21 protein-coding genes and 1 riboswitch are annotated in these 20,641 nt (G+C 60.9%); of the genes, 14 read left to right on the top strand and 7 right to left on the bottom strand.

What is annotated here, in order from left to right; genetic code table 11:
• Positions 1-75 precede the first annotated feature (75 nt).
• The 7 genes from AC244Q_RS20545 (at position 76) to AC244Q_RS20515 (ending at position 5,835) form a co-directional block, all read left to right on the top strand.
• Positions 76-465, top strand: a complete 390-nt coding sequence (locus AC244Q_RS20545; protein WP_012759252.1) for an AGROH133_08824 family phage infection protein — start codon at positions 76-78, stop codon at positions 463-465.
• 255 nt (positions 466-720) lie between these two features.
• On the top strand, positions 721-1,287 hold the full coding sequence (locus tag AC244Q_RS20540) for a F0F1 ATP synthase subunit delta (RefSeq protein ID WP_206641079.1): 567 nt from the start codon (positions 721-723) through the stop codon (positions 1,285-1,287).
• Positions 1,287-2,816, top strand: a complete 1,530-nt coding sequence (gene atpA / locus AC244Q_RS20535; RefSeq protein ID WP_128406581.1) for a F0F1 ATP synthase subunit alpha — start codon at positions 1,287-1,289, stop codon at positions 2,814-2,816. The genes AC244Q_RS20540 and atpA overlap by 1 nt, the downstream gene beginning before the upstream one ends.
• Positions 2,817-2,844: 28 nt before the next feature.
• A complete protein-coding gene (locus AC244Q_RS20530; RefSeq protein ID WP_033179392.1) occupies positions 2,845-3,729 on the top strand; it encodes a F0F1 ATP synthase subunit gamma in 885 nt (294 codons plus the stop codon).
• Between the two features lie 23 nt (positions 3,730-3,752).
• Positions 3,753-5,189 carry a F0F1 ATP synthase subunit beta gene (gene atpD / locus AC244Q_RS20525; RefSeq protein ID WP_012759248.1) on the top strand — a complete coding sequence of 479 codons (1,437 nt, stop codon included), beginning with the start codon at positions 3,753-3,755 and terminating at the stop codon, positions 5,187-5,189.
• A complete protein-coding gene (locus AC244Q_RS20520) occupies positions 5,189-5,428 on the top strand; it encodes a hypothetical protein (RefSeq protein WP_012759247.1) in 240 nt (79 codons plus the stop codon). The genes atpD and AC244Q_RS20520 overlap by 1 nt, the downstream gene beginning before the upstream one ends.
• On the top strand, positions 5,428-5,835 hold the full coding sequence (locus AC244Q_RS20515) for a F0F1 ATP synthase subunit epsilon (protein ID WP_012759246.1): 408 nt from the start codon (positions 5,428-5,430) through the stop codon (positions 5,833-5,835). The genes AC244Q_RS20520 and AC244Q_RS20515 overlap by 1 nt, the downstream gene beginning before the upstream one ends.
• Before the next feature lie 211 nt (positions 5,836-6,046).
• On the opposite strand, the gene AC244Q_RS20510 is transcribed toward AC244Q_RS20515, so the two are convergent.
• From AC244Q_RS20510 to AC244Q_RS20480, 7 genes are all read right to left on the bottom strand, one after another.
• On the bottom strand, positions 6,047-6,784 hold the full coding sequence (locus AC244Q_RS20510; protein ID WP_012759245.1) for a sugar transferase: 738 nt from the start codon (positions 6,782-6,784) through the stop codon (positions 6,047-6,049).
• A 167-nt stretch (positions 6,785-6,951) separates the two neighbouring features.
• Positions 6,952-8,172 carry an acyltransferase family protein gene (locus tag AC244Q_RS20505; protein ID WP_113547561.1) on the bottom strand — a complete coding sequence of 407 codons (1,221 nt, stop codon included), beginning with the start codon at positions 8,170-8,172 and terminating at the stop codon, positions 6,952-6,954.
• Positions 8,173-8,294: 122 nt separating this feature from the next.
• The gene (locus tag AC244Q_RS20500; RefSeq protein WP_012759243.1) at positions 8,295-9,305 is read right to left on the bottom strand and encodes an ABC transporter substrate-binding protein; all 1,011 of its coding nucleotides are present in this window, start codon (positions 9,303-9,305) and stop codon (positions 8,295-8,297) included.
• 67 nt (positions 9,306-9,372) lie between these two features.
• Positions 9,373-10,185, bottom strand: coding sequence for an ABC transporter ATP-binding protein (locus AC244Q_RS20495; RefSeq protein WP_113547560.1), 813 nt, complete (start codon positions 10,183-10,185; stop codon positions 9,373-9,375).
• On the bottom strand, positions 10,182-10,988 hold the full coding sequence (locus tag AC244Q_RS20490; protein ID WP_113547559.1) for an ABC transporter permease: 807 nt from the start codon (positions 10,986-10,988) through the stop codon (positions 10,182-10,184). Before AC244Q_RS20490 ends, AC244Q_RS20495 begins: the two co-directional genes overlap by 4 nt.
• Before the next feature lie 12 nt (positions 10,989-11,000).
• Entirely contained in the window at positions 11,001-11,609 is a 609-nt protein-coding gene (locus AC244Q_RS20485) for a YkoF family thiamine/hydroxymethylpyrimidine-binding protein (RefSeq protein ID WP_113547558.1), read from the bottom strand.
• Positions 11,600-11,713, bottom strand: a riboswitch (TPP riboswitch). (Overlaps the previous gene by 10 nt.)
• A gap of 244 nt (positions 11,714-11,957) precedes the next feature.
• Positions 11,958-12,554, bottom strand: coding sequence for an NADPH-dependent FMN reductase (locus tag AC244Q_RS20480; RefSeq protein WP_113547557.1), 597 nt, complete (start codon positions 12,552-12,554; stop codon positions 11,958-11,960).
• 82 nt (positions 12,555-12,636) lie between these two features.
• On the opposite strand from AC244Q_RS20480, the gene soxR reads away from it, so the two are divergent.
• The 7 genes from soxR (at position 12,637) to fdhF (ending at position 20,629) form a co-directional block, all read left to right on the top strand.
• Positions 12,637-13,101 carry a redox-sensitive transcriptional activator SoxR gene (soxR, locus tag AC244Q_RS20475; RefSeq protein WP_113547556.1) on the top strand — a complete coding sequence of 155 codons (465 nt, stop codon included), beginning with the start codon at positions 12,637-12,639 and terminating at the stop codon, positions 13,099-13,101.
• A gap of 122 nt (positions 13,102-13,223) precedes the next feature.
• Positions 13,224-13,994 (top strand): SDR family NAD(P)-dependent oxidoreductase, encoded by a 771-nt coding sequence (locus tag AC244Q_RS20470; protein WP_028743625.1) that lies wholly within the window; start codon positions 13,224-13,226, stop codon positions 13,992-13,994.
• A 103-nt stretch (positions 13,995-14,097) separates the two neighbouring features.
• Positions 14,098-14,439 carry an ArsR/SmtB family transcription factor gene (locus AC244Q_RS20465; protein ID WP_113547555.1) on the top strand — a complete coding sequence of 114 codons (342 nt, stop codon included), beginning with the start codon at positions 14,098-14,100 and terminating at the stop codon, positions 14,437-14,439.
• A 191-nt stretch (positions 14,440-14,630) separates the two neighbouring features.
• Positions 14,631-15,524, top strand: coding sequence for a LysR family transcriptional regulator (locus AC244Q_RS20460; RefSeq protein ID WP_003543441.1), 894 nt, complete (start codon positions 14,631-14,633; stop codon positions 15,522-15,524).
• Between the two features lie 135 nt (positions 15,525-15,659).
• Positions 15,660-16,139, top strand: coding sequence for a formate dehydrogenase subunit gamma (locus AC244Q_RS20455; protein WP_017995348.1), 480 nt, complete (start codon positions 15,660-15,662; stop codon positions 16,137-16,139).
• Entirely contained in the window at positions 16,136-17,692 is a 1,557-nt protein-coding gene (locus AC244Q_RS20450) for a formate dehydrogenase beta subunit (RefSeq protein WP_128408070.1), read from the top strand. Before AC244Q_RS20455 ends, AC244Q_RS20450 begins: the two co-directional genes overlap by 4 nt.
• Before the next feature lie 57 nt (positions 17,693-17,749).
• The gene (gene fdhF / locus AC244Q_RS20445; protein WP_128408071.1) at positions 17,750-20,629 is read left to right on the top strand and encodes a formate dehydrogenase subunit alpha; all 2,880 of its coding nucleotides are present in this window, start codon (positions 17,750-17,752) and stop codon (positions 20,627-20,629) included.
• Positions 20,630-20,641: the final 12 nt, after the last annotated feature.

Raw genomic sequence — 20,641 nt, 5'->3', positions numbered from 1 at the left:
ATGAAGTCGCCATTTCCTCCTTTTTCGGCCCATGCCATAAAACACTGATTCATCCGGGTGATTTGGGGCTGATGCATGGAGTTTTACTTTCCGACCGAGCTTGGCGAGCAGCTTGCCTTTTGCTCCGCGGCTTTCACGGCGCTTGCCGGCTTCATCATGATGTTCGCGCCGGGCCATACTTTCCGTCTTCTCGGTCTGCAGGCGCAGGAGGGGCGGCCGGAAGGCTTCGGCGAGGGACGCTCGATGGGCGGTTTCTATCTCGGTTTCGGGCTGTCGGCGATCATGCTCGCCCAGGACTGGATCTACATGGCGCTCGGCGCCTCCTTCGCGATGGCGGCCTTTGCCCGTGTCATCTCGATTCTGTCCGATAAGGGGAGTAATCTCGTCAACTATTTACTCCTGGTTGTGCAGATCGCTTTGGCCGCGCTACCGCTGCTCTACGTTTTCGGCTTCACCCAGACGTGACTCTTACTGCCGGCAGACGGCTTCTTCGGCCTGCTTTCAGGCCATTGCGCGATTTTGCAGACAGAAATTCATGCGAAAGGCGTATTCGGGCATTACGCGTGTTGCGAGTCCGAACATCCTATGTTAGACGGACCCCGAATTTCGGAAGAAGCAAGAGGCTTCTCTTGTGATTTCTGGGGGAAATCAAAACGAATTCAAGATCATAGGTTCGGCGCCCGCCGAGAGCCGGATTTTGGGTTGAAATCAGGGAAATTTGTGCCAGTGGCAGACACGTCCCAGCTTACTTCTGGTGTTGCCGAACGCTATGCCTCGTCGCTTTTCGAACTGGCGCTCGAGCAGGGCGCCGTCGACAGCGTCACCGCCGATCTTGATCATTTCCAGGCTATGCTGGATGAGAGCGCCGATCTGAAGCGCTTCGTCGCAAGCCCGGTTTTTTCCGCTGAAGACCAGCTGAAGGCGATCGTCGCCATCAGCGAGAAGGCCGGTATCAGCGGTTTCTTCGCCAATTTTCTGAAGGTCGTGGCGCGCAACCGCCGCCTGTTCACCCTGCCGGGCATGATCAAGGCCTTCCGCATCATCGCCGCGAACCATCGCGGTGAAATCTCCGCCGAGGTCACCTCGGCGCATGCGCTTTCGCAAGCGCAGGAAACCGAATTGAAGGTGGCACTCAAGAGCGTTACCGGCAAAGACGTGACGATTGCCGTCACGGTTGATCCGTCAATTCTTGGTGGTCTGATCGTGAAGGTCGGGTCCCGTCAGATTGATACGTCTCTTCGTACCAAACTCTCTACCCTTAAGCTCGCATTGAAAGAGGTTGGCTGATGGATATCCGCGCCGCGGAAATTTCCGCAATTCTCAAAGACCAGATTAAAAATTTCGGCAAAGAGGCAGAAGTCTCGGAAGTCGGCCAGGTTCTCTCCGTCGGTGACGGTATCGCTCGTGTCTACGGTCTGGACAATGTCCAGGCCGGTGAAATGGTCGAGTTCCCGGGCGGCATCCGCGGCATGGCCCTGAACCTCGAATCCGACAATGTCGGCGTCGTCATCTTCGGCTCCGACCGTAACATCAAGGAAGGCGACACCGTCAAGCGGACCGGCGCCATCGTTGACGTTCCAGTTGGTCCGGAACTGCTCGGCCGCGTCGTCGACGCGCTCGGCAATCCGATCGACGGCAAGGGCCCGATCAACGCGACGCGCCGTTCGCGCGTCGACGTCAAGGCTCCCGGCATCATTCCGCGCAAGTCGGTTCATGAGCCGATGTCGACCGGCCTCAAGGCCATCGACGCGCTGATCCCGGTCGGCCGCGGCCAGCGCGAGCTGGTCATCGGCGACCGCCAGACCGGCAAGACTGCGATCCTTCTCGATGCCTTCCTCAACCAGAAGGCCATTCACGACAACGGTCCGGAAGGCGAAAAGCTTTACTGCGTCTACGTCGCCGTCGGCCAGAAGCGTTCGACCGTCGCCCAGTTCGTCAAGGTGCTCGAAGAGCGCGGCGCACTGAAGTATTCGATCATCGTTGCCGCCACCGCTTCCGATCCGGCGCCGATGCAGTTTCTGGCGCCGTTTGCCGGCTGCGCCATGGGCGAATATTTCCGTGACAACGGCATGCATGCGCTGATCGGCTACGACGACCTGTCCAAGCAGGCCGTGTCCTACCGCCAGATGTCGCTGCTGCTGCGCCGCCCGCCGGGCCGCGAAGCCTATCCGGGCGACGTTTTCTATCTGCACTCGCGCCTGCTCGAGCGCGCTGCGAAGATGAACGACGACAAGGGCGCCGGTTCGCTCACCGCTCTGCCGGTCATCGAAACGCAGGGCAACGACGTGTCGGCCTTCATTCCGACCAACGTGATCTCGATCACCGACGGCCAGATCTTCCTTGAAACCGACCTGTTCTACCAGGGTATCCGCCCGGCTGTGAACGTCGGTCTGTCGGTTTCCCGCGTCGGTTCGTCGGCGCAGATCAAGGCGATGAAGCAGGTTGCCGGCTCGATCAAGGGCGAACTCGCCCAGTATCGCGAAATGGCCGCCTTCGCCCAGTTCGGTTCGGACCTCGACGCTGCGACGCAGCGCCTGCTGAACCGCGGTGCACGCCTGACCGAACTCCTGAAGCAGCCGCAGTTCTCGCCGCTGAAGACGGAAGAGCAGGTCGCCGTGATCTTTGCTGGCGTCAACGGCTATCTCGATAAGCTGCCGGTCGCTTCGGTCGGCAAGTTCGAGCAGGGCTTCCTCTCATATCTGCGTTCGGAAGGCTCCGCCATCCTCGACGCGATCCGCACGGAAAAGGCAATCAGCGACGATACCAAGGGCAAGCTCAATGCTGCTCTGGATAGCTTCGCAAAGTCTTTCTCGTAATCAGGCCCTAAGTTAGGACGGATCACGGATGCCTTCACTTAAGGATCTGAAAAACCGGATCGCCTCCGTCAAGGCGACGCAGAAGATCACCAAGGCGATGAAAATGGTCGCCGCGGCGAAGCTTCGGCGTGCGCAGGAGGCGGCCGAGGCCGCCCGGCCTTATTCGCAGCGCATGGGTGTGGTTTTGGCGAACATCGCCAAGGCCGTCACCGATGCCGACGGCGCACCGACGCTGATGACCGGCACTGGCCAGGACAAGGTCCATCTGCTGGTGGTCTGCACGGCCGAACGCGGTCTTTGCGGCGGTTTCAACTCGCAGATCGCACGCTTTGCACGCGAACATGTCCGCAAGCTGCTTGCCGAAGGCAAGACGGTGAAGATCTTCACCGTCGGCAAGAAGGGTCACGATATCCTTCGCCGCGAATTCGCCTCTCTGATCATCGAGCGCAAGGAATTGCGCGACGTCAAGCGGGTCGGCTTCGAGAATGCGGATCAGATCGGCAAGCGTATCATCGAGATGTATGCTGCCGGCGAGTTCGACGTCTGCACGCTGTTCTATTCCGAGTTCAAGTCGGTGATCAGTCAGATTCCGACGGCGCAGCAGCTCATCCCGGCTTCAACGGGAGCTGTGCAGGCCGAAGATGCCGCACATGCAGGCGCCGTCTACGAATACGAGCCGGATCCGGCATCGATCCTCGAAGATCTGATCCCGCGCAACATCTCCGTCCAGATCTTCCGCGCGCTCCTTGAGAACGTCGCAGGCGAGATGGGCGCCAAGATGAGCGCTATGGACAATGCGACGCGTAATGCCGGTGAGATGATCAACAAGCTGACGCTGAGCTACAACCGCCAGCGTCAGGCGCAGATCACCAAGGAACTCATTGAAATCATTTCGGGCGCGGAAGCGCTCTGAGGCTAGGAAAAGAGGGTCAGAAAATGGCTGAGGCAGCTACCCCCAAGATCGGCTCTGTCGGCAGAGTCACCCAGGTTATCGGCGCCGTCGTCGACGTTGCTTTCGAAGGCGAACTGCCGAAGATCCTGAACGCGCTGGAAACCAGCAACAACGGCAACCGCCTGGTTCTCGAAGTTGCGCAGCACCTTGGCGAAAACGTCGTCCGTACCATCGCGATGGACTCGAGCGAAGGTCTCGTCCGCGGTCAGGAAGTCGCCGATACCGGCGCTCCGATCATGGTCCCGGTCGGCAACGAGACGCTCGGCCGCATCATGAACGTCATCGGTGAGCCGGTCGACGAAGCCGGTCCGCTGGTTACCGCTCATAAGCGCTCCATCCACCAGGAGGCGCCGTCCTATGTCGAGCAGTCGACGGAATCGCAGATTCTGGTGACCGGCATCAAGGTCGTCGATCTTCTGGCTCCCTATGCACGCGGCGGCAAGATCGGCCTCTTCGGCGGCGCCGGCGTCGGCAAGACCGTTCTGATCATGGAATTGATCAACAACGTCGCCAAGGCGCATGGTGGTTATTCGGTTTTCGCAGGCGTCGGTGAACGCACCCGCGAAGGCAACGACCTCTACCATGAAATGATCGAATCGAACGTCAACAAGCATGGTGGCGGCGAAGGCTCGAAGGCCGCGCTGGTTTACGGTCAGATGAACGAACCCCCGGGCGCCCGCGCCCGCGTCGCCCTGACCGGCCTGACTGTCGCCGAACACTTCCGCGACCAGGGCCAGGACGTTCTGTTCTTCGTCGACAACATCTTCCGCTTCACGCAGGCAGGTTCCGAAGTGTCGGCTCTGCTCGGCCGTATCCCGTCGGCGGTCGGTTATCAGCCGACGCTCGCAACCGACATGGGCCAGATGCAGGAGCGCATCACCACGACGACGACCGGCTCGATCACCTCGGTTCAGGCCATTTACGTTCCGGCCGACGACTTGACCGACCCGGCGCCGGCAACCTCGTTTGCTCACCTTGACGCAACGACGGTTCTGTCGCGCTCGATCGCTGAAAAGGGCATCTACCCGGCGGTCGATCCGCTCGACTCCACGTCGCGCATGCTCGACCCGATGGTCGTCGGCGAAGAACATTACGACGTCGCCCGTAAGGTCCAGTCGACGCTGCAGCGTTACAAGGCCCTGCAGGACATCATCGCGATCCTTGGCATGGACGAATTGTCCGAAGAGGACAAGATTGCTGTCGCCCGCGCCCGCAAGATCGAGCGTTTCCTGTCGCAGCCGTTCTTCGTCGCCGAAGTCTTCACCGGTTCGCCGGGCAAGCTGGTTGCTCTCGAAGACACGATCAAGGGCTTCAAGGGCCTCGTCAACGGCGAATATGATCACCTGCCGGAAGCTGCCTTCTACATGGTCGGCTCGATGGAAGAAGCGGTCGAAAAGGCCAAGAAGCTCGCAGCTGCTTAATGAGCGATGCGCTAGACGAGATATTCTGCTGCGACTCCCTGAAAGGGGTCGTGGCGGATCTTCCGGAACCGGCAGCGCCGACCGTCTATCGCGCCGATAATGGCGTGCTGATGATGGTGGTGGGGCTGGTCCAGAGCGAGGAAGGCCTCGGTTATCTCGACCAAGCGATAATGCACTGCCCGTTCTGCGGGACTAAATTGCAAGATGCGAACGCCATAGCCGAGAAGGTAAGTCACTGATGGCTGACAATTTCAACTTTGAGCTCGTTTCGCCGGAGCGTCTGCTGCTGTCGGAGATGGTGACCGAGGTCGTCATCCCCGCGACTGAAGGCGAGATGACGGTCATGGCAAACCATGCGCCGACGATGACGACGATCAAACCGGGTGTCGTGAGCGTGCGTTCGGCCTCCGGCAAGAAGCAGGACTACGTCGTGTTCGGCGGTTTTGCCGATATCCTGCCGACCGGCTGCACATTGCTGGCCGAATCCGCGGTTCCGGTCGAGGAACTCCACAAGGACGAACTGACGCGCCGCATCGAGGCCGCCCGCAAGGAACTCGAACATGCCGAGTTGCACGAGCACAAGTCGAAGCTCGAGCACTTCATCATGGAACTGACGCACCTGCGCGGCGTCGTTCAACAGGATTGATTACAATCGGTAAGATCCATGAAAAGCGGCCGCGATGGCCGCTTTTTTGTTTCTGCCTTTATCTGTCGATGTATGGAAAACAGCACTATCGGCCGAGTTGAAATTAAGCGGCGGCCGCAACAATTCAAAGGGCTAATGCGACCTTTGCGCGTCTGATAAGACGCGTGACGCTGCAGGGCGGCCTACCTCTGGTAGTGATGCCGGCTTCGTCTCAGAAGCCGGTTCCACCGCGCAGCTCGATGACGACCGTCTTGAACAGGATCTTCAGGTCGAGTAGCAGGCTGAAATTCCTGACATAATAGATATCGCAGGCGATGCGAGCGCGGGCTGCCAGGGGCCGCGCCGTCGGGCCGCGCCAGCCGCGCGTCTGCGCAAGGCCGGTGATGCCGGGGCGCATGATGTGGCGGTGGTGGTAGTCCGGCACCAGTTCCTCGTAGAGCCGACCGGCTGCCCGCATATTGATGGCGTGGCAGCGCGGGCCGACCAACGACATCTCACCCCTGAGAACGTTGAAAAGCTGCGGCAGCTCGTCGATATTGGTCTTGCGGAGCACCGAGCCGATGCCTGTCACCCGGCTGTCGCCCTTGACGGTCTGTTGAATGCCGCTCGGATCGCAAGCTTCCGCACGCATCGACCGGAACTTGAAGACCATGATCTTCCGGCCGTTCAGCCCCCAGCGGATCTGGCGGAAAAACACCGGACCGCCATCGTCGAGTTTGATGAAAAGAGCGATTACCAGAAAAAGCGGCGCCAGCACGATGAGGGCGCTGACTGAGGCGACGATGTCGATCAACCGCTTCACGCCCAGCCGCACAGCCATCTTTCTTTCGATAAGGGAAAAGCTATCCGGCTGGCGAATGTTGGAGTTCGCTATAACCAGGGTCTTGGTTTTGTCCTGACGCTGAGACGGATCGAAGCGTGGATTCGTCTTCGAAGTAAAAGCATTCATTACGCAAGGTCCACAAGTTTAGATGCGATACTGAACAGCAGGGAGACAAATACATGGTCACGTATCGTTTGTCATCGGGATAAATAAGAATTTGATAACCCTAAAGACGCCAAAAATGGGAGTATTCCGCGTTAACCTTAACGCCTGTAGTTGCGTTTACGGGAAATTTATACTTTGAAAGGAGTAGCCCGATTGGGTTGACGAGATGTCAGCCGGCTTCCGAAATGGATCGCCGGCTTTTCCAGCAGCGCGTAGCTGAGGGTTGCGACCAGAAGGATGAGCGCTGCCGCCAATCCGCAAGACTGCAGCCAGCCAGTGACGACATTTTCCGAGGAAACGCCGAACGAACCCGGGTCGAGCCTCTGGATCAATATCAGGATGATCTCCTGCCAGATATAGATGCCGAAGGAGATCCTTGCGATGTAGCGGACAGGAGCGTTGTCAAGCAGCACGCCTAGGCGTTGTGAATGGCTGAGCGAGACGAGCGCCGTTGCGACTGCCAGTGGAAAGACCGGAAAACCGTAGGGGATTTCGAGCCAGCCGTAGGCTTCGGCGGAGCCGCCGGGCGATATGACGAGGCGGTAGGCGGCAATGGCGAGGGCGAGGAGCGCTGCGGCATCGAACCAGGAGGAGCGCCTTCTTGGCAGCATGACCTCGACGCCGGCGGCAAGCGCGCCGAGCGCGAAGACGGCGAAGAAGCCGATCGGGTTATATCTCGGCATCCACTCCTTAGCCCCGCCCTGCAGGCCATACTGCCAGCCGCGTCCGATGTCGTCGAGCGCAAGGAAGGTCAGGATCAGCACATGGGCGAGGAGTACGCCGGTGATGACGCAAAGCCAGGCGAAGCGGGCAAGCAACGGGCGCTGCCTCAGGAAAGGCAAACGAAACAGCACGAGAAAGCAGACCGGCAGGAGCACATAGCTGGTGACCTCGAAGGGAATGGACCAGAGCGGCCCGTCGGCTTCGACAGGAAACAAGGTGCGCCAATGCCATTGGCTCATGAACAGCAGCCCGGAGACGTAGCGGAGCACAAGCTCAGGCGTCAGCGGCAGAGCCAGCAGCGTCAGGCTGAGGGCGAAGCCGACGGTGGCGGCGAACCAGAAGCCCGGAGCGATGCGCGCCATCCTGCGTATCGTGTAATGCCGCAGGCTCGGCATGTCGCTGGCCGCGTCGAGCGCGCGCCAGAAGGGATGGGCAAGAAGAAAGCCGCTGAGCACGAAGAAGATGGCGACGCCGAAATTGCCGAAGCGGAGGATATTTGCGGCCGGTCCGAGTTCCTCGGGGATTCTGCGCATATCCAGCCGCAGCGCGAAGTGGTGGGCGAGCACCAGCAGACAGGCCGTCGCGCGCAGAAAGTCCGCTCCGGCCAGTCTCTCCTGTTGTCGCATCTTATCCCCCGCCCTGCCCAGAGCATGATGCCGAAAAGTGTGAGCGGTTTTCGGACGACATCATGCTCCGGGGTCTCGGACTTTGCAGCGGAAAGTCACGACGGGCAAGGCAGGCGTTGCGCTCAGTCGAGAAGTTCGTTGGTATAATAGGTGGAAAAGTCCGGCTTCTCCTTGAGTGCGGCGCCATTCGCATCGACCAGAATACCATTCTCGATCAGGAAGCCACCCAGGGCCTCGGCCTTTGCCGGGTCGAGCTTACCGATCACACCGGCCTCGGATTTCAGGAAGTGGCCCTCGATCAATGCCTTCTGAGAAGCCTTTACCAGTTCCGTATTCATCAGTGCGCCGTTGCTTCCAGAGATCAACAGGTCGCAGGCTTCGTCGGGATGGTCGACGGAGTAGGCATAACCCTTTCGTGTCGCCTGGATGAAGGCGCGGGCGTGGTCCCGACTTGCGGAGAGATAGGCGTCGCTGGAGACGATGACCGTCGTCTGCTCGTCGGGAATGCCATAATCGGAATAGTGGAAGCGGCCGATCTTGCGGTTTTCCAGTTCGGCAGCGATGCCTTCCCAGGTGTAGATCTCCAGCGTGAAATCGATCGAGCCATTGTCCAGCGCCTCGTAAGCGGAGGTGCCGAGGGTGACGGTCTTGACGTCGCCTTTGCCGCCGTCATTGCGGATCATCGCCGAGATCAGCGCGCTCTCCCAGGTGCCACCAAAGCCGCCATAGGTCTTGCCGTCGAGGTCTTTCGGGCTCTTGATGTCGTCGCGTCCGCCCTTGAAGATCAGGCGTGCGGTTTCCGTCTGGACGACGCCGTAGACCATCTTCACGTCACCGCCGCCAGCGCGTTGCGTCAGCGTCTCGATCTCGCTGCTGATGCCGAAATCGGCAACGCCGTTCGACACCAGCGTTCCGGCGCTGGTATCGGTGAAGGGAAGAATCTCGACATCGAGCCCGGCATCGGCATAGAAGCCCTTCGCCTTGGCGACATAGATGCCGATATGGTTGGTGTTGGGCGTCCAGTCGAGCGCGATGCGAACCTTTGCGGGCGCCGATTGGGCAAAGGCAGTGCGGCCGGCGACGCTTGCCGCGATGGCGGCGAAGATCGTCTGGCGACGGGTGAGAAGCAGCATGGTGACCTCCTCAGGTCTCTAGAGCATGATGCCGAAAAGTGTGAGCGTTTTCGGACGACATCATGCTCTAACTCTTTAAATTAGAACAGGATTCAGATTTTAGGCCGACCGACCTAAAATCATCCTGTTCTAGCGGATGAAGCAGGGTTTGCAGGATTTCGGTTTCGATCGCCTGGGCCGCCGGCGAGCCGAGATCGGCGATGCTTCTCGGACGGGGCAGGGGAACGCGGAATTCACGGATGATACGCGCTGGACGGGCCGAAAGCACGTAGATCCGGTCGGAGAGGAACACGGCCTCGCGAACATCATGGGTGATCAGCAGCGCCGTCCAGCGGTGCTCGGTCCACATGCCCTGCAGCCATTCCTGGATCTGCGTACGCGTCAGCGCGTCGAGGGCGCCGAAAGGCTCGTCGAGCAGCAGCATGTCCTGGGTCTGGACGACGGTGCGCAGCAGCGCGGCGCGCTGGCGCATGCCGCCTGACAGCGCGGAGGGATAGTGTTGCTCGAAGCCTGCAAGGCCGAAGCTCTCGAACAGCGGCGCGACGGCGGCGCGGGCCGCGCGACGGCTCATGCCTTTCACTTCGAGACCGAGTGCTGCATTGTCGATGATCCGGCGCCAGGGCATCAGCGCATCGCGTTGCGGCATGAAGGCGAAGGAATGCGGCGCCTGTTCCAGCGGCGCGCCTTTGAAAAGCATGGTGCCGGAATCGGGCCGAAGCGCCTGGGTCAGCAGTCGCAGCACCGTCGATTTTCCGGAGCCGGATGGGCCAACGATCGAAACGAACTCGCCGTTTGCGACAGCGAGTGAAATGTCGTCCAGCACCTTCATGCCATCGAAGGACTTCGAGATGTTGCTGAGTTCAACCATTGCATCGCTCATCGGCGCTGCTCCCCGGATGGCTGCCAGGGCATAACGAGGCGCTGGATCATCAGCGTCAACCCGAAGAGGCAGAGTGTCAGCACGGCGCTGACGATGACGGCGGCGAGCACGAGATCGGGTCGGAAGTTGTTCTTGGCGTTGAGGATATAGATGCCGAGGCCGCGGGCGGCACCGGCATATTCGGCAAAGATCGCGCCGACGACGGCATAGGTGATCGAGATCCGCAGGCCGGCGAAGAAATAGGGCAGCGAGGAGGGAAGCCGTGCCAGACGGAAAATGCGCCAGCGGCTCGCCTTCATCGAATTCAGCAATTCGGCGATGTCGCGGTCAGTCGATTCATAGCCCTGCAGCAAGGCGACGAGCAGCGGGAAGAAGGTGACGAGCGCCACCAGCAGGATCTTCGGCAATAGGCCGAAGCCGAACCAGAGGACGACGAGGGGGGCGATCGCCACCAGCGGCAGGGTCTGGCTGGCGATGAAGATCGGAAGCAATGCCCGGCGCATGAAGGGCACGAAATCCATGAGGATCGAGGCGGCGAAGGCGAAGGCAAGCGACAGGGCGAAACCTCCGAGTGTCGCGCCGAGCGTCGGCCAGGTGTTTGATATCAGCGCCTCGCGGTTCAGCCAACCCTGGATGACGATACGCGACGGCGCCGGCAGGATGGACGGTTTGATGCCGGAGAGATCGACATAGAGTTCCCATGCCGCCAAGAAGGCGCAGCCGGCGAGCAAGGCGGGTATGCCCCGGTAGAGAGCGGCGCGGAGCGCGGCAAGGCGCGATTCCGATGGTTTTGACGGTGTCATCAGCGTTCTAATTCAGGCCTTCGTCGGGCTGTTGGCGGAAACCGTGACATCTAGGGTCACATGTCCTTCGGGGTCGCCGAAGCGATAGAAGGCCTCGCGAATGGTGGCGAAGACCGCGCCGGCATCGCCAGAGAGCCTGGTACAGAAATTCTTGGCGCGGTCGAAGGTGCCGGAGCGCTTCAGGAAGTCGATGCAGCCGTAGATCTCGTCCATATGGGTACCGGTTCCCATGACGTAGAGCGAGAATTGCGCAGCGGTCGGCTGTCCGGTCTCGGCGGTGGTTTCAACCGCGGCAAGTGCGGCTGTTATACGCTCGGCAAGCGGCTCCGCCTGACCGAGGGAGGGGTTGACGCCGCAGATGGCGTCGTCGGGCTCGCCGGGGCAGCCGCGTGAAATCGCAGCGGACAGCACGCAATGCTCGCCGGTCTTTGCGGCAGAGACGAAAAGGTCGTGCATGGCGGCGAAGAGGATGTCAGGCGGGCCGACCAGCAGTGTGGAAATGTCATCGGTCTCGATGCGCAGCCGGTCGCGATAGGGATCGAGCACCTTGACGGCATCGAGAATGATGCCGACGAAATTGTCGGACATCGGATAGAGTGACACTTGTGCGCCTGAGAACATCTGAACCTCGCTCCGCTGGCATTACCCAGATCAGCTTTGAAGGGTCCAGAGGCTTGCGCCTCACATCTCAGCCCCGGCAATACGGAGCCCCCCTGTTATTTGCGCGGAAACTATCACCGGGGTTTTCTCCCCGCAACCGCAAAATTGCGAACCCGTCCGTGCGGTCGGAATGAACCGGATGTGACGGAAAACACCCGGGCGGAGGATCTGCCCGGGTGTTCCCAATGGTTCCGTACCTGCCGGGAACGGAACCGGAGCTTTCTGGCTCAGGCGGCTAGCGCATAACCCCGAAAATCGGAATCTATTTTCGGAAAGGATTATGAGCAGATTCAAAGTGATAGAGCGTCCTTAGCGTGTCTGAAAAGACGCGCGGCGCTCTATTTCGGCATAGGGACGATTGCTGCGGGCGGTGACGAGCGCCTGCGTCCACCATTCCAGCCTCGCCATCATCCGATCGAGCAAACGCATTCCATCGGCGGGATTATCGAGTCGTCCGTCTGGATCGAAGCGGTTCCAAGGTGCGGCAAAGCTGACCGAATCGCGGATGGTGACGGCGTGGAGTTCGGCAAAGACCAGCCGCAGCTGTTCGACGGCGCGCAGGCCGCCGGATATGCCGCCATAGGAAACGAAGGCGACCGGCTTGCCCTGCCAGGGCTCGAAGAAGAAATCGATGATCGACTTCAACGAGGCGGTGAAGCTGTGATTATATTCCGGCGTGACGATGATGAAGGCGTCGGCCATGCCAAGCCGGCCGGCGAGCCTGCCGATTTCGGGGTGCGCCATGTCACGGTTAGACGGCAGCGCGAAATTCAATGGATCGATGATATCGATATCGAATTGCGGGAAGCGGACGAGTTCCTGCGTCAGCCATTTGACCACCCGGTCGCAGATGCGGCCCTCTCTCGTGCTTCCATAGATGACAACCAGCCTGGTGGGTGTTTGCATGCGTGCTCCTTATTGCGATTGGACTTTACGATTGCAGGAGCAAGGGTTATAAAACCTCAACTAATATTGAGGTCAAGAGGCAATGGATACAATTCCGGCAGCGCCGCTCGGCAAGCTCCTGACGGTCGGCGAAGTGGCGGAGCGCAGCGGCCTGGCCGTCTCGGCACTGCATTTTTACGAGACCAAGGGGCTGATCTCGAGCATCCGCTCCCGTGGCAATCAGCGGCGCTATGGGCGCGATGTGCTTCGCCGGCTCGGCATCATCAAGGTGGCGCAGCGTGTCGGCATTCCGCTTTCGGAAATCCAAGCGGCGTTCACGTCCCTGCCGCAGGGACGCACGCCGACCGTCGCCGACTGGCAGACGCTGTCGGCGCTGTGGAAGGATGATCTCGACGCGCGAATCAGGCGGCTTAGCCTGCTGCGCGACCGTCTGACCGGCTGCATCGGCTGCGGCTGCCTGTCGATCGAAAGCTGTCCGTTGCGCAATCCCTGTGACCGGCTCGGCAAGGAAGGGCCGGGCGCGCGACTTCTGGAGGCCGAAAACTAGTCTTCCGCAGGAACGTGCATCTTTCCGGAAAGATCGATGCGCGCCTTCCTTTCGGTCGGCGCGCTCATATGTTAAGGGCGAATGACACAACCGGCGGCACTGTCCGCGAGGAGGACGGCTTCGTGTTCCATCCCAGACTGTTCGAAAATCGCAATGTTGTGGTGACCGGCGCCGGCCGCGGCATCGGCCTTGAAGTGGCCCGGCAGTTCCTGGACTGCGGCGCGAAGGTGATCGTCCATACCGGGCGCAAGCCGGGACGCGACCTGCCGGATTTCCTGCTGACGGCTGAATCCGAAAGACGGGCGCTGCTGCTTAATGCCGATTTCTCTGCAGTCGGTGGCGCAGCGCAATTTGCCGAGGATACTCTCGCCTTCTTCGATAAGGTCGATGTGCTCGTCAACAATGCCGGCACCATGCTTGGTCGTTTTCCCGCCGCCACACTCACCGACGCAGAATATGAGGCGGTCGTGCGGCTCAACCAGACATCGGTGGTGGCGCTGACGCGGGCGCTGCTGCCGGCATTGAAGGCGGCTGGTGGCGCTGCCATCGTCAACACGGTTTCGATTTCGGCGCTGACCGGCGGCAGCCCCGGTTCCTCGATCTATTCCGCCTCGAAAGCCTTCGTTGCAACCTATTCCAAGGCGCTTGCCCGTGAGCTTGCACCGGACGGCATCCGCGTCAATTGCGTGTCGCCGGGAACGATCGAGACGGATTTCCATGAGCGCTATTCCTCGCGCGAAAAGCTGGAGCAGACGAGAAAATCCATCCCCCTGCAGCGGCTCGGCACGGCGGAGGATTGTGCTCCCGCCTATCTGTTCCTGGCGGCTCCCTCGCTCTCGGGCTACATCACCGGACAGGTGATCGAGATCAATGGAGGTCAGCTTATCTGCTGATTTGTTTGGACTTTTTTTGACACTTCATCACTTTTGACCAATTCGCTTGTGCGAATATGCTATTGTGCTGATCTACCTCATTGCCTACCTTCCGAGATACCGAATGCCGCTGCCCAAACCCGAGCCGGGGATGACCGGCCAGGAATTGCACACACTCGCTGGAAAAGCCCACGAAGTGAGCAATCTGCTGAAAGCGCTAGCACACCAGACCCGACTTCTGATCCTCTGCATACTGGCGAACGAGGAACGGACGGTGGGTGAAATCGAAAATATCCTCGGCATACAGCAGGCAATGGTCTCGCAGCAGCTGGCGCGGTTAAGGCTAGAAGGCCTGGTCCATACGCGCCGCCAGGGCAGGCTGGTCTATTACAGCATCGGCAATGTCAGCGTGCTTGCCTTCCTCGAATCGCTGTTCGATCTTTTCCCGGCTGCAGAAAACAGTTAGAGCATGATGCCGAAAAGTGTGCGCGGTTTTCGGACGACATCATGCTCTATTTCTTTGATTTAGATCAGGATTCAGATTTTAGGCCGATCGGGCCTAAAATCATCCTGATCTAGAGATCGCCCTTGCGGAGCACGGCTGCTGCGTCAAAGATGAACTGACCCGGATGATGTCACGCCGGATCGGGAGACCGGATGATCGACAAGCTGGAATTCTTCATCGCCCTTGCCAATGAAAAGCATTTTGGCCGTGCCGCGGAGGAGTGCGGGATCTCGCAGCCGACGCTTTCGGCCGCCATCCGGCAACTCGAGGATCAACTCGGCGTCATGCTGGTGCAACGCGGTTCGCGGTTCCAGGGGCTGACGCCGGAGGGACAGCGCGTGCTCGAATGGGCCCGGCGCATCGTCGGCGATGCCCGCACCATGCGCGAGGAGATGCGCGCTGCGCGCCGTGGCCTTTCCGGCCACATCCGCCTCGCCGCCATTCCGACCGCGCTCGCCATGCTGTCGCGCATCACCACGCCCTTTCAGGAGCGGCATCCCGGCGTGACCTTCTCGATCGTCTCGCGGAATTCGCTGCAGGTGCTGAGCATGCTCGAAAATCTCGAAATCGATGCCGGCATCACCTATCTCGAAAACGAGCCGCTCGGCCGCGTCACGACCGTTCCCCTCTATGCCGAGCGCTATAATCTGATCACGGCTGCCGGCAGCCCGCTATCTGATCGCGACAACGTGACCTGGCGGGAGATCGGCGATCTTCGGCTTTGTCTATTGACTGCCGACATGCAGAACCGCCGCATCATCAACCGCCACTTGACGGAAGCAGGCGCCACCGCGCATCCGACGCTCGAATCGAACTCGATGATCGTGCTGTTTTCGCATGTCCGGACCGGACGCTGGGCGAGCATCATGCCGCGCAACGTCGCCAAATCCTTCGGATTTCCAGTGGAAATCCGCATGATCCCGATCGTCGAGCCGGAGGCGCATCATCTGGTCGGCCTTGTTGCGCCGTATCGCGAGCCCTTCACGCCGCTTGTCTCGGCTTTGCTGCATGAAGCAAGAGTGCTCGTGCAAGATGAAGAACTTTGATAGAAAAAACCTATCAAGCAACGAGATAGCTTTATTGATCGCCGGCTGCTTCCCTGAGATGGTGGTGACGGAATAGCACTCGGCTGGGGGAGGCCCGCTATTTCGCAACGAGCAAGCCGCCGGGAGGGCTGCATTATGACCATTCATATCGCCGAAGGCGATATTGCAGCACGCACCCGAGCCATCATCGCCGATCTTCGCTTTCTCGAAGGGCCGCTGCTTCCCATTCTGCACGAGGTTCAGCAAGAATTCGGCTATGTGCCGCAGGAGGCCATGCCTGTTATTGCGGAGGAATTGAACCTCTCCCGCGCCGAGGTGCATGGCGTGGTGACCTTCTATCACGATTATCGCGACCATCCCGCCGGCCGGCATGTGCTGAAGCTCTGTCGCGCTGAAGCCTGTCAGTCGATGGGCGGCGATGCGCTGGCCGAACGTGTCAAGGCGCTGCTCGGCATCGATTTTCATCAGACGACGCTCGATGGCGGCGTGACGCTGGAGCCGGTCTACTGTCTCGGGCTCTGCGCCTGTGCGCCGGCGGCGATGCTCGACGGCGAGGTTTATGGCCGGGTCGACGATCAGACGGCGGCGGAACTCGTCGCGGAGGCACGTCGATGACGGTCAGGATATATGTTCCGCGCGATGCCGCAGCGCTGGCGCTCGGGGCCGAAAAGGTGGCAAAGGCGATTGCCCAGGAGATCGCCGCCCGCGGCTTCGATGCCGAGATCGTGCGCAACGGCTCGCGCGGAATGTTCTGGCTGGAGCCGTTGGTCGAGGTCGAGGTTGCCGGCAAGCGCATCGGCTACGGGTCGGTGAAGGCGAAGGATGTGCCTGATCTGTTCGATGCCGGGATGATTGATGGAGGCGAGCATCGGCTCTGTCTCGGGGAGGTTGAAGACCTCCCGTTCCTCAAGGAACAGACCCGCCTGACCTTCGCCCGCTGCGGCGTCACCGATCCGCTTTCGCTGGGCGATTACGAGGCGCATGGCGGTCTTGCCGGCCTTCGCCGCGCCGTTTCGATGACACCCGTTGAAGTCGTCAAGGAAGTCACCGATTCCGGCCTGCGCGGACGCGGCGGCGCCGGCTTTCCCACAGGCATCAAGTGGAAGACCGTTCTCGATGCCGCCGGCGAACGCAAATATATCGTCTGCAATGCCGATGAGGGCGACAGCGGCACCTTTGCCGACCGGATGATCATGGAGGGCGATCCCTTCGTGTTGATCGAGGGCATGGCGATATCAGGGCTGGCGACCGGGGCGACTAAAGGCTTCGTCTATACGCGTTCAGAATATCCGCATGCGATCGCTGTCATGACCGAGGCCGTCGGCCTCGCGCGCCAGGCCGGTATCCTCGGACCATCGGTGCTCGGGTCCGGCCGCGCCTTCGATATCGAGGTGCGCACCGGCGCCGGCGCCTATGTCTGCGGCGAGGAGACGGCGCTGCTCAACAGTCTCGAAGGCAAGCGCGGCGTCGTGCGTGCCAAGCCGCCGCTGCCGGCACATAAGGGGCTGTTTAACTGTCCGACCGTCATCAACAACGTGATCTCGCTGGCCTCGGTGCCCGTCATCATGGAAAAGGGTGCGGCCTTCTACCGCAATTTCGGCATGGGCCGCTCACGCGGCACCATCCCGCTGCAGATCGCCGGCAATGTCAGATATGGCGGCCTCTTTGAGACGGCCTTCGGTCTTTCGCTCGGAGATATCGTCGACAGGATCGGTGGCGGGACGGCGACGGGACGGCCGGTCAAGGCCGTGCAGGTCGGCGGACCGCTCGGCGCCTATTTCCCGAGGGCGCTGTTCGACACGCCATTCGATTACGAATCCTTCGCCGCCAGGGACGGGCTGATCGGCCATGCCGGTATCGTCGTCTTCGACGACACGGCCGATATGCTGAAGCAGGCGCGTTTCGCCATGGAATTCTGCGCCGTCGAAAGCTGCGGCAAGTGCACGCCCTGCCGCATCGGCTCGACGCGCGGCGTGGAGACGGCCGACAAGATCGCCCGCGGTATCGAGCCGGAGAAGAACCGGGCGCTGCTTGCCGATCTCTGCAACACAATGAAGTTCGGCTCGCTCTGTGCGCTGGGTGGGTTCACGCCCTATCCTGTGATGAGCGCCATGACGCATTTCCCGGAGGATTTTTCGCCGGCACCTCTGGTGGAGGCGGCGGAATGACGCGTTTTTCATGGAACGCCTGCGCTGACCTCACCATCTCAAGCAAGGAGGCCAATCATGTCTCTCATCCATGAAATCGACTACGGCACTCCTGCTTCGAAATCCGAGGTCATGGTGAAGCTCACCATCGACGGACAGCAGATCAGCGTGCCGGAGGGCACCTCGATCATGCGCGCCTCGATGGAGGCCGGCATCAAGGTGCCGAAGCTCTGCGCCACCGATATGGTCGACGCTTTCGGCTCCTGCCGGCTCTGCCTCGTCGAGATCGAGGGCCGCAACGGCACACCCTCCTCCTGCACGACGCCGGTGGCGGCAAACATGGTGGTGCACACGCAGACGGGGCGATTGAAGGATATCCGCCGCGGCGTGATGGAACTCTATATTTCCGACCATCCGCTCGACTGTCTCACCTGCGCGGCTAACGGCGATTGCGAATTGCAGGACATGGCGGGCGCCGTCGGCCTGCGCGACGTACGTTACGGCTATGAGGGCGACAACCACGTCAAGGCGCGCAGCAATGGCGACATCAATCTGAAATGGATGCCGAAGGACGAGTCCAATCCCTATTTCACCTATGATCCCTCGAAATGCATCGTCTGTTCGCGCTGCGTGCGCGCCTGCGAGGAAGTGCAGGGCACCTTCGCGCTGACGATCGAGGGCCGCGGCTTCGGCTCGCGCGTTTCGCCCGGCATGCACGAGCATTTCATCGATTCCGAATGCGTCTCCTGCGGTGCCTGCGTCCAGGCCTGCCCGACGGCAACGCTGACGGAGAAATCGGTGATCCAGATCGGCCAGCCGGAGCATTCGGCTGTGACGACCTGCGCCTACTGCGGCGTCGGCTGTTCCTTCAAGGCGGAGATGCGCGGCGAGGAACTGGTGCGCATGGTGCCGTGGAAGGACGGCCAAGCCAATCGCGGCCATTCCTGCGTCAAGGGACGCTTCGCCTACGGCTATTCCACCCACAAGGACCGCATCCTCAATCCGATGATCCGCGAAAAGGTCAGCGATCCCTGGCGGGAAGTGAGCTGGGACGAGGCCTTCGCGCATGTGGCGCTGGAGTTCCGCCGCATCCAGTATCAATACGGCCGCGAGGCAATTGGCGGCATCACCTCGTCGCGCTGCACCAATGAGGAAACGTATCTGGTGCAGAAGCTGATCCGCGCCGGCTTCGGCAACAACAATGTCGACACCTGCGCCCGCGTCTGCCATTCGCCGACCGGTTACGGCCTCGGCCAGACCTTCGGCACGTCGGCGGGCACACAGGATTTCGACAGCGTCGAGCATTCCGACGTCGTCATCGTCATCGGCGCCAATCCAACCGATGGGCATCCGGTGTTCGGCTCGCGGCTGAAGAAGCGGCTGCGCCAGGGCGCCAAGCTCATCGTCATCGATCCGCGCCGCACCGATATCGTCCGCTCGCCGCATATCGAGGCCTCCTATCACCTGCCGCTGAAGCCCGGCACCAATGTCGCGGTCATGACGGCGCTGGCGCATGTGATCGTCACCGAAGGGCTCTTTGACGAGGCGTTCATCCGCGAGCGCTGCGACTGGTCGGAGTTCGAGGACTGGGCCGCCTTCGTCGCCGAACCGCAGCACAGTCCCGAACAGACCGAGATCTTCACCGGCGTGACGGCGGCGGATCTGCGCGGCGCGGCAAGGCTCTATGCCAAGGGCGGCAATGGCGCAATCTATTATGGCCTCGGCGTCACCGAACACAGCCAGGGCTCGACCACGGTCATCGCGATCGCCAACCTGGCGATGGCGACCGGCAATATCGGCCGTCCCGGCGTCGGCGTGAACCCGCTGCGCGGCCAGAACAATGTGCAGGGCTCCTGCGACATGGGCTCGTTCCCGCACGAATTGCCGGGTTACCGGCACATTTCCGACGATGCGACGCGCGATATCTTCGAAAAGCTCTGGGGCGTGAAGCTCAACAACGAGCCGGGCCTGCGTATTCCGAACATGCTGGATGCAGCAGTCGACGGCTCGTTCAAGGGCATCTACATCCAGGGCGAAGACATCCTCCAGTCCGATCCCGATACCAAACATGTCGCGGCCGGGCTTGCGGCGATGGAATGCGTCGTCGTGCAGGATCTGTTCCTCAACGAGACCGCCAATTACGCCCATGTCTTTCTACCGGGCTCGACCTTCCTCGAGAAGGACGGCACCTTCACCAATGCCGAGCGCCGCATCAATCGTGTGCGCAAGGTGATGTCGCCGCGCAACGGCTATGGCGACTGGGAAGTGACGCAGAAGCTTGCCCAGGCGATGGGGCTCGACTGGAATTACACCCATCCGTCGGAGATCATGGACGAGATCGCCGCGACGACGCCGAGTTTCGCGATGGTCTCCTACGACTATCTCGACAAAATGGGCTCGGTGCAGTGGCCCTGCAACGAGAAGACCCCGCTCGGCTCGCCGATCATGCATGTCAATGGCTTCGTGCGCGGCAAGGGCAAGTTCATCCGCACCGAATATGTGGCGACCGACGAGCGCACCGGTCCGCGCTTCCCGCTGCTGCTGACAACCGGCCGCACCCTCAGCCAGTACAATGTCGGGGCGCAGACACGGCGAACCGAGAATGTCGTATGGCATGCGGAAGACCGGCTGGAAATCCATTCGCACGATGCCGAGCAGCGCGGCGTTCGCGACGGCGACTGGGTGAAGCTCGGCAGCCGCTCCGGCGACACGACGCTCAGGGCGCTGATCACCGATCGCGTCGCGCCGGGTGTCGTCTACACGACCTTCCATCATCCCACGACGCAGGCGAACGTCATCACCACCGATTTCTCCGACTGGGCGACGAACTGCCCGGAATACAAGGTGACGGCGGTGCAGGTCTCGCCCTCCAACGGGCCGAGCGAATGGCAACTCGAATATGACGAGCAGGCGCGTCAATCGCGCCGCATCGCCGGCAAGCTCGAGGCAGCGGAGTGACGATGCGGGGGC

This window comes from Rhizobium sp. CB2179 (assembly GCF_057653455.1).
Note: the sequence above shows the minus strand (reverse complement) of the source record. Positions and strands in the feature narration are given on the sequence as shown.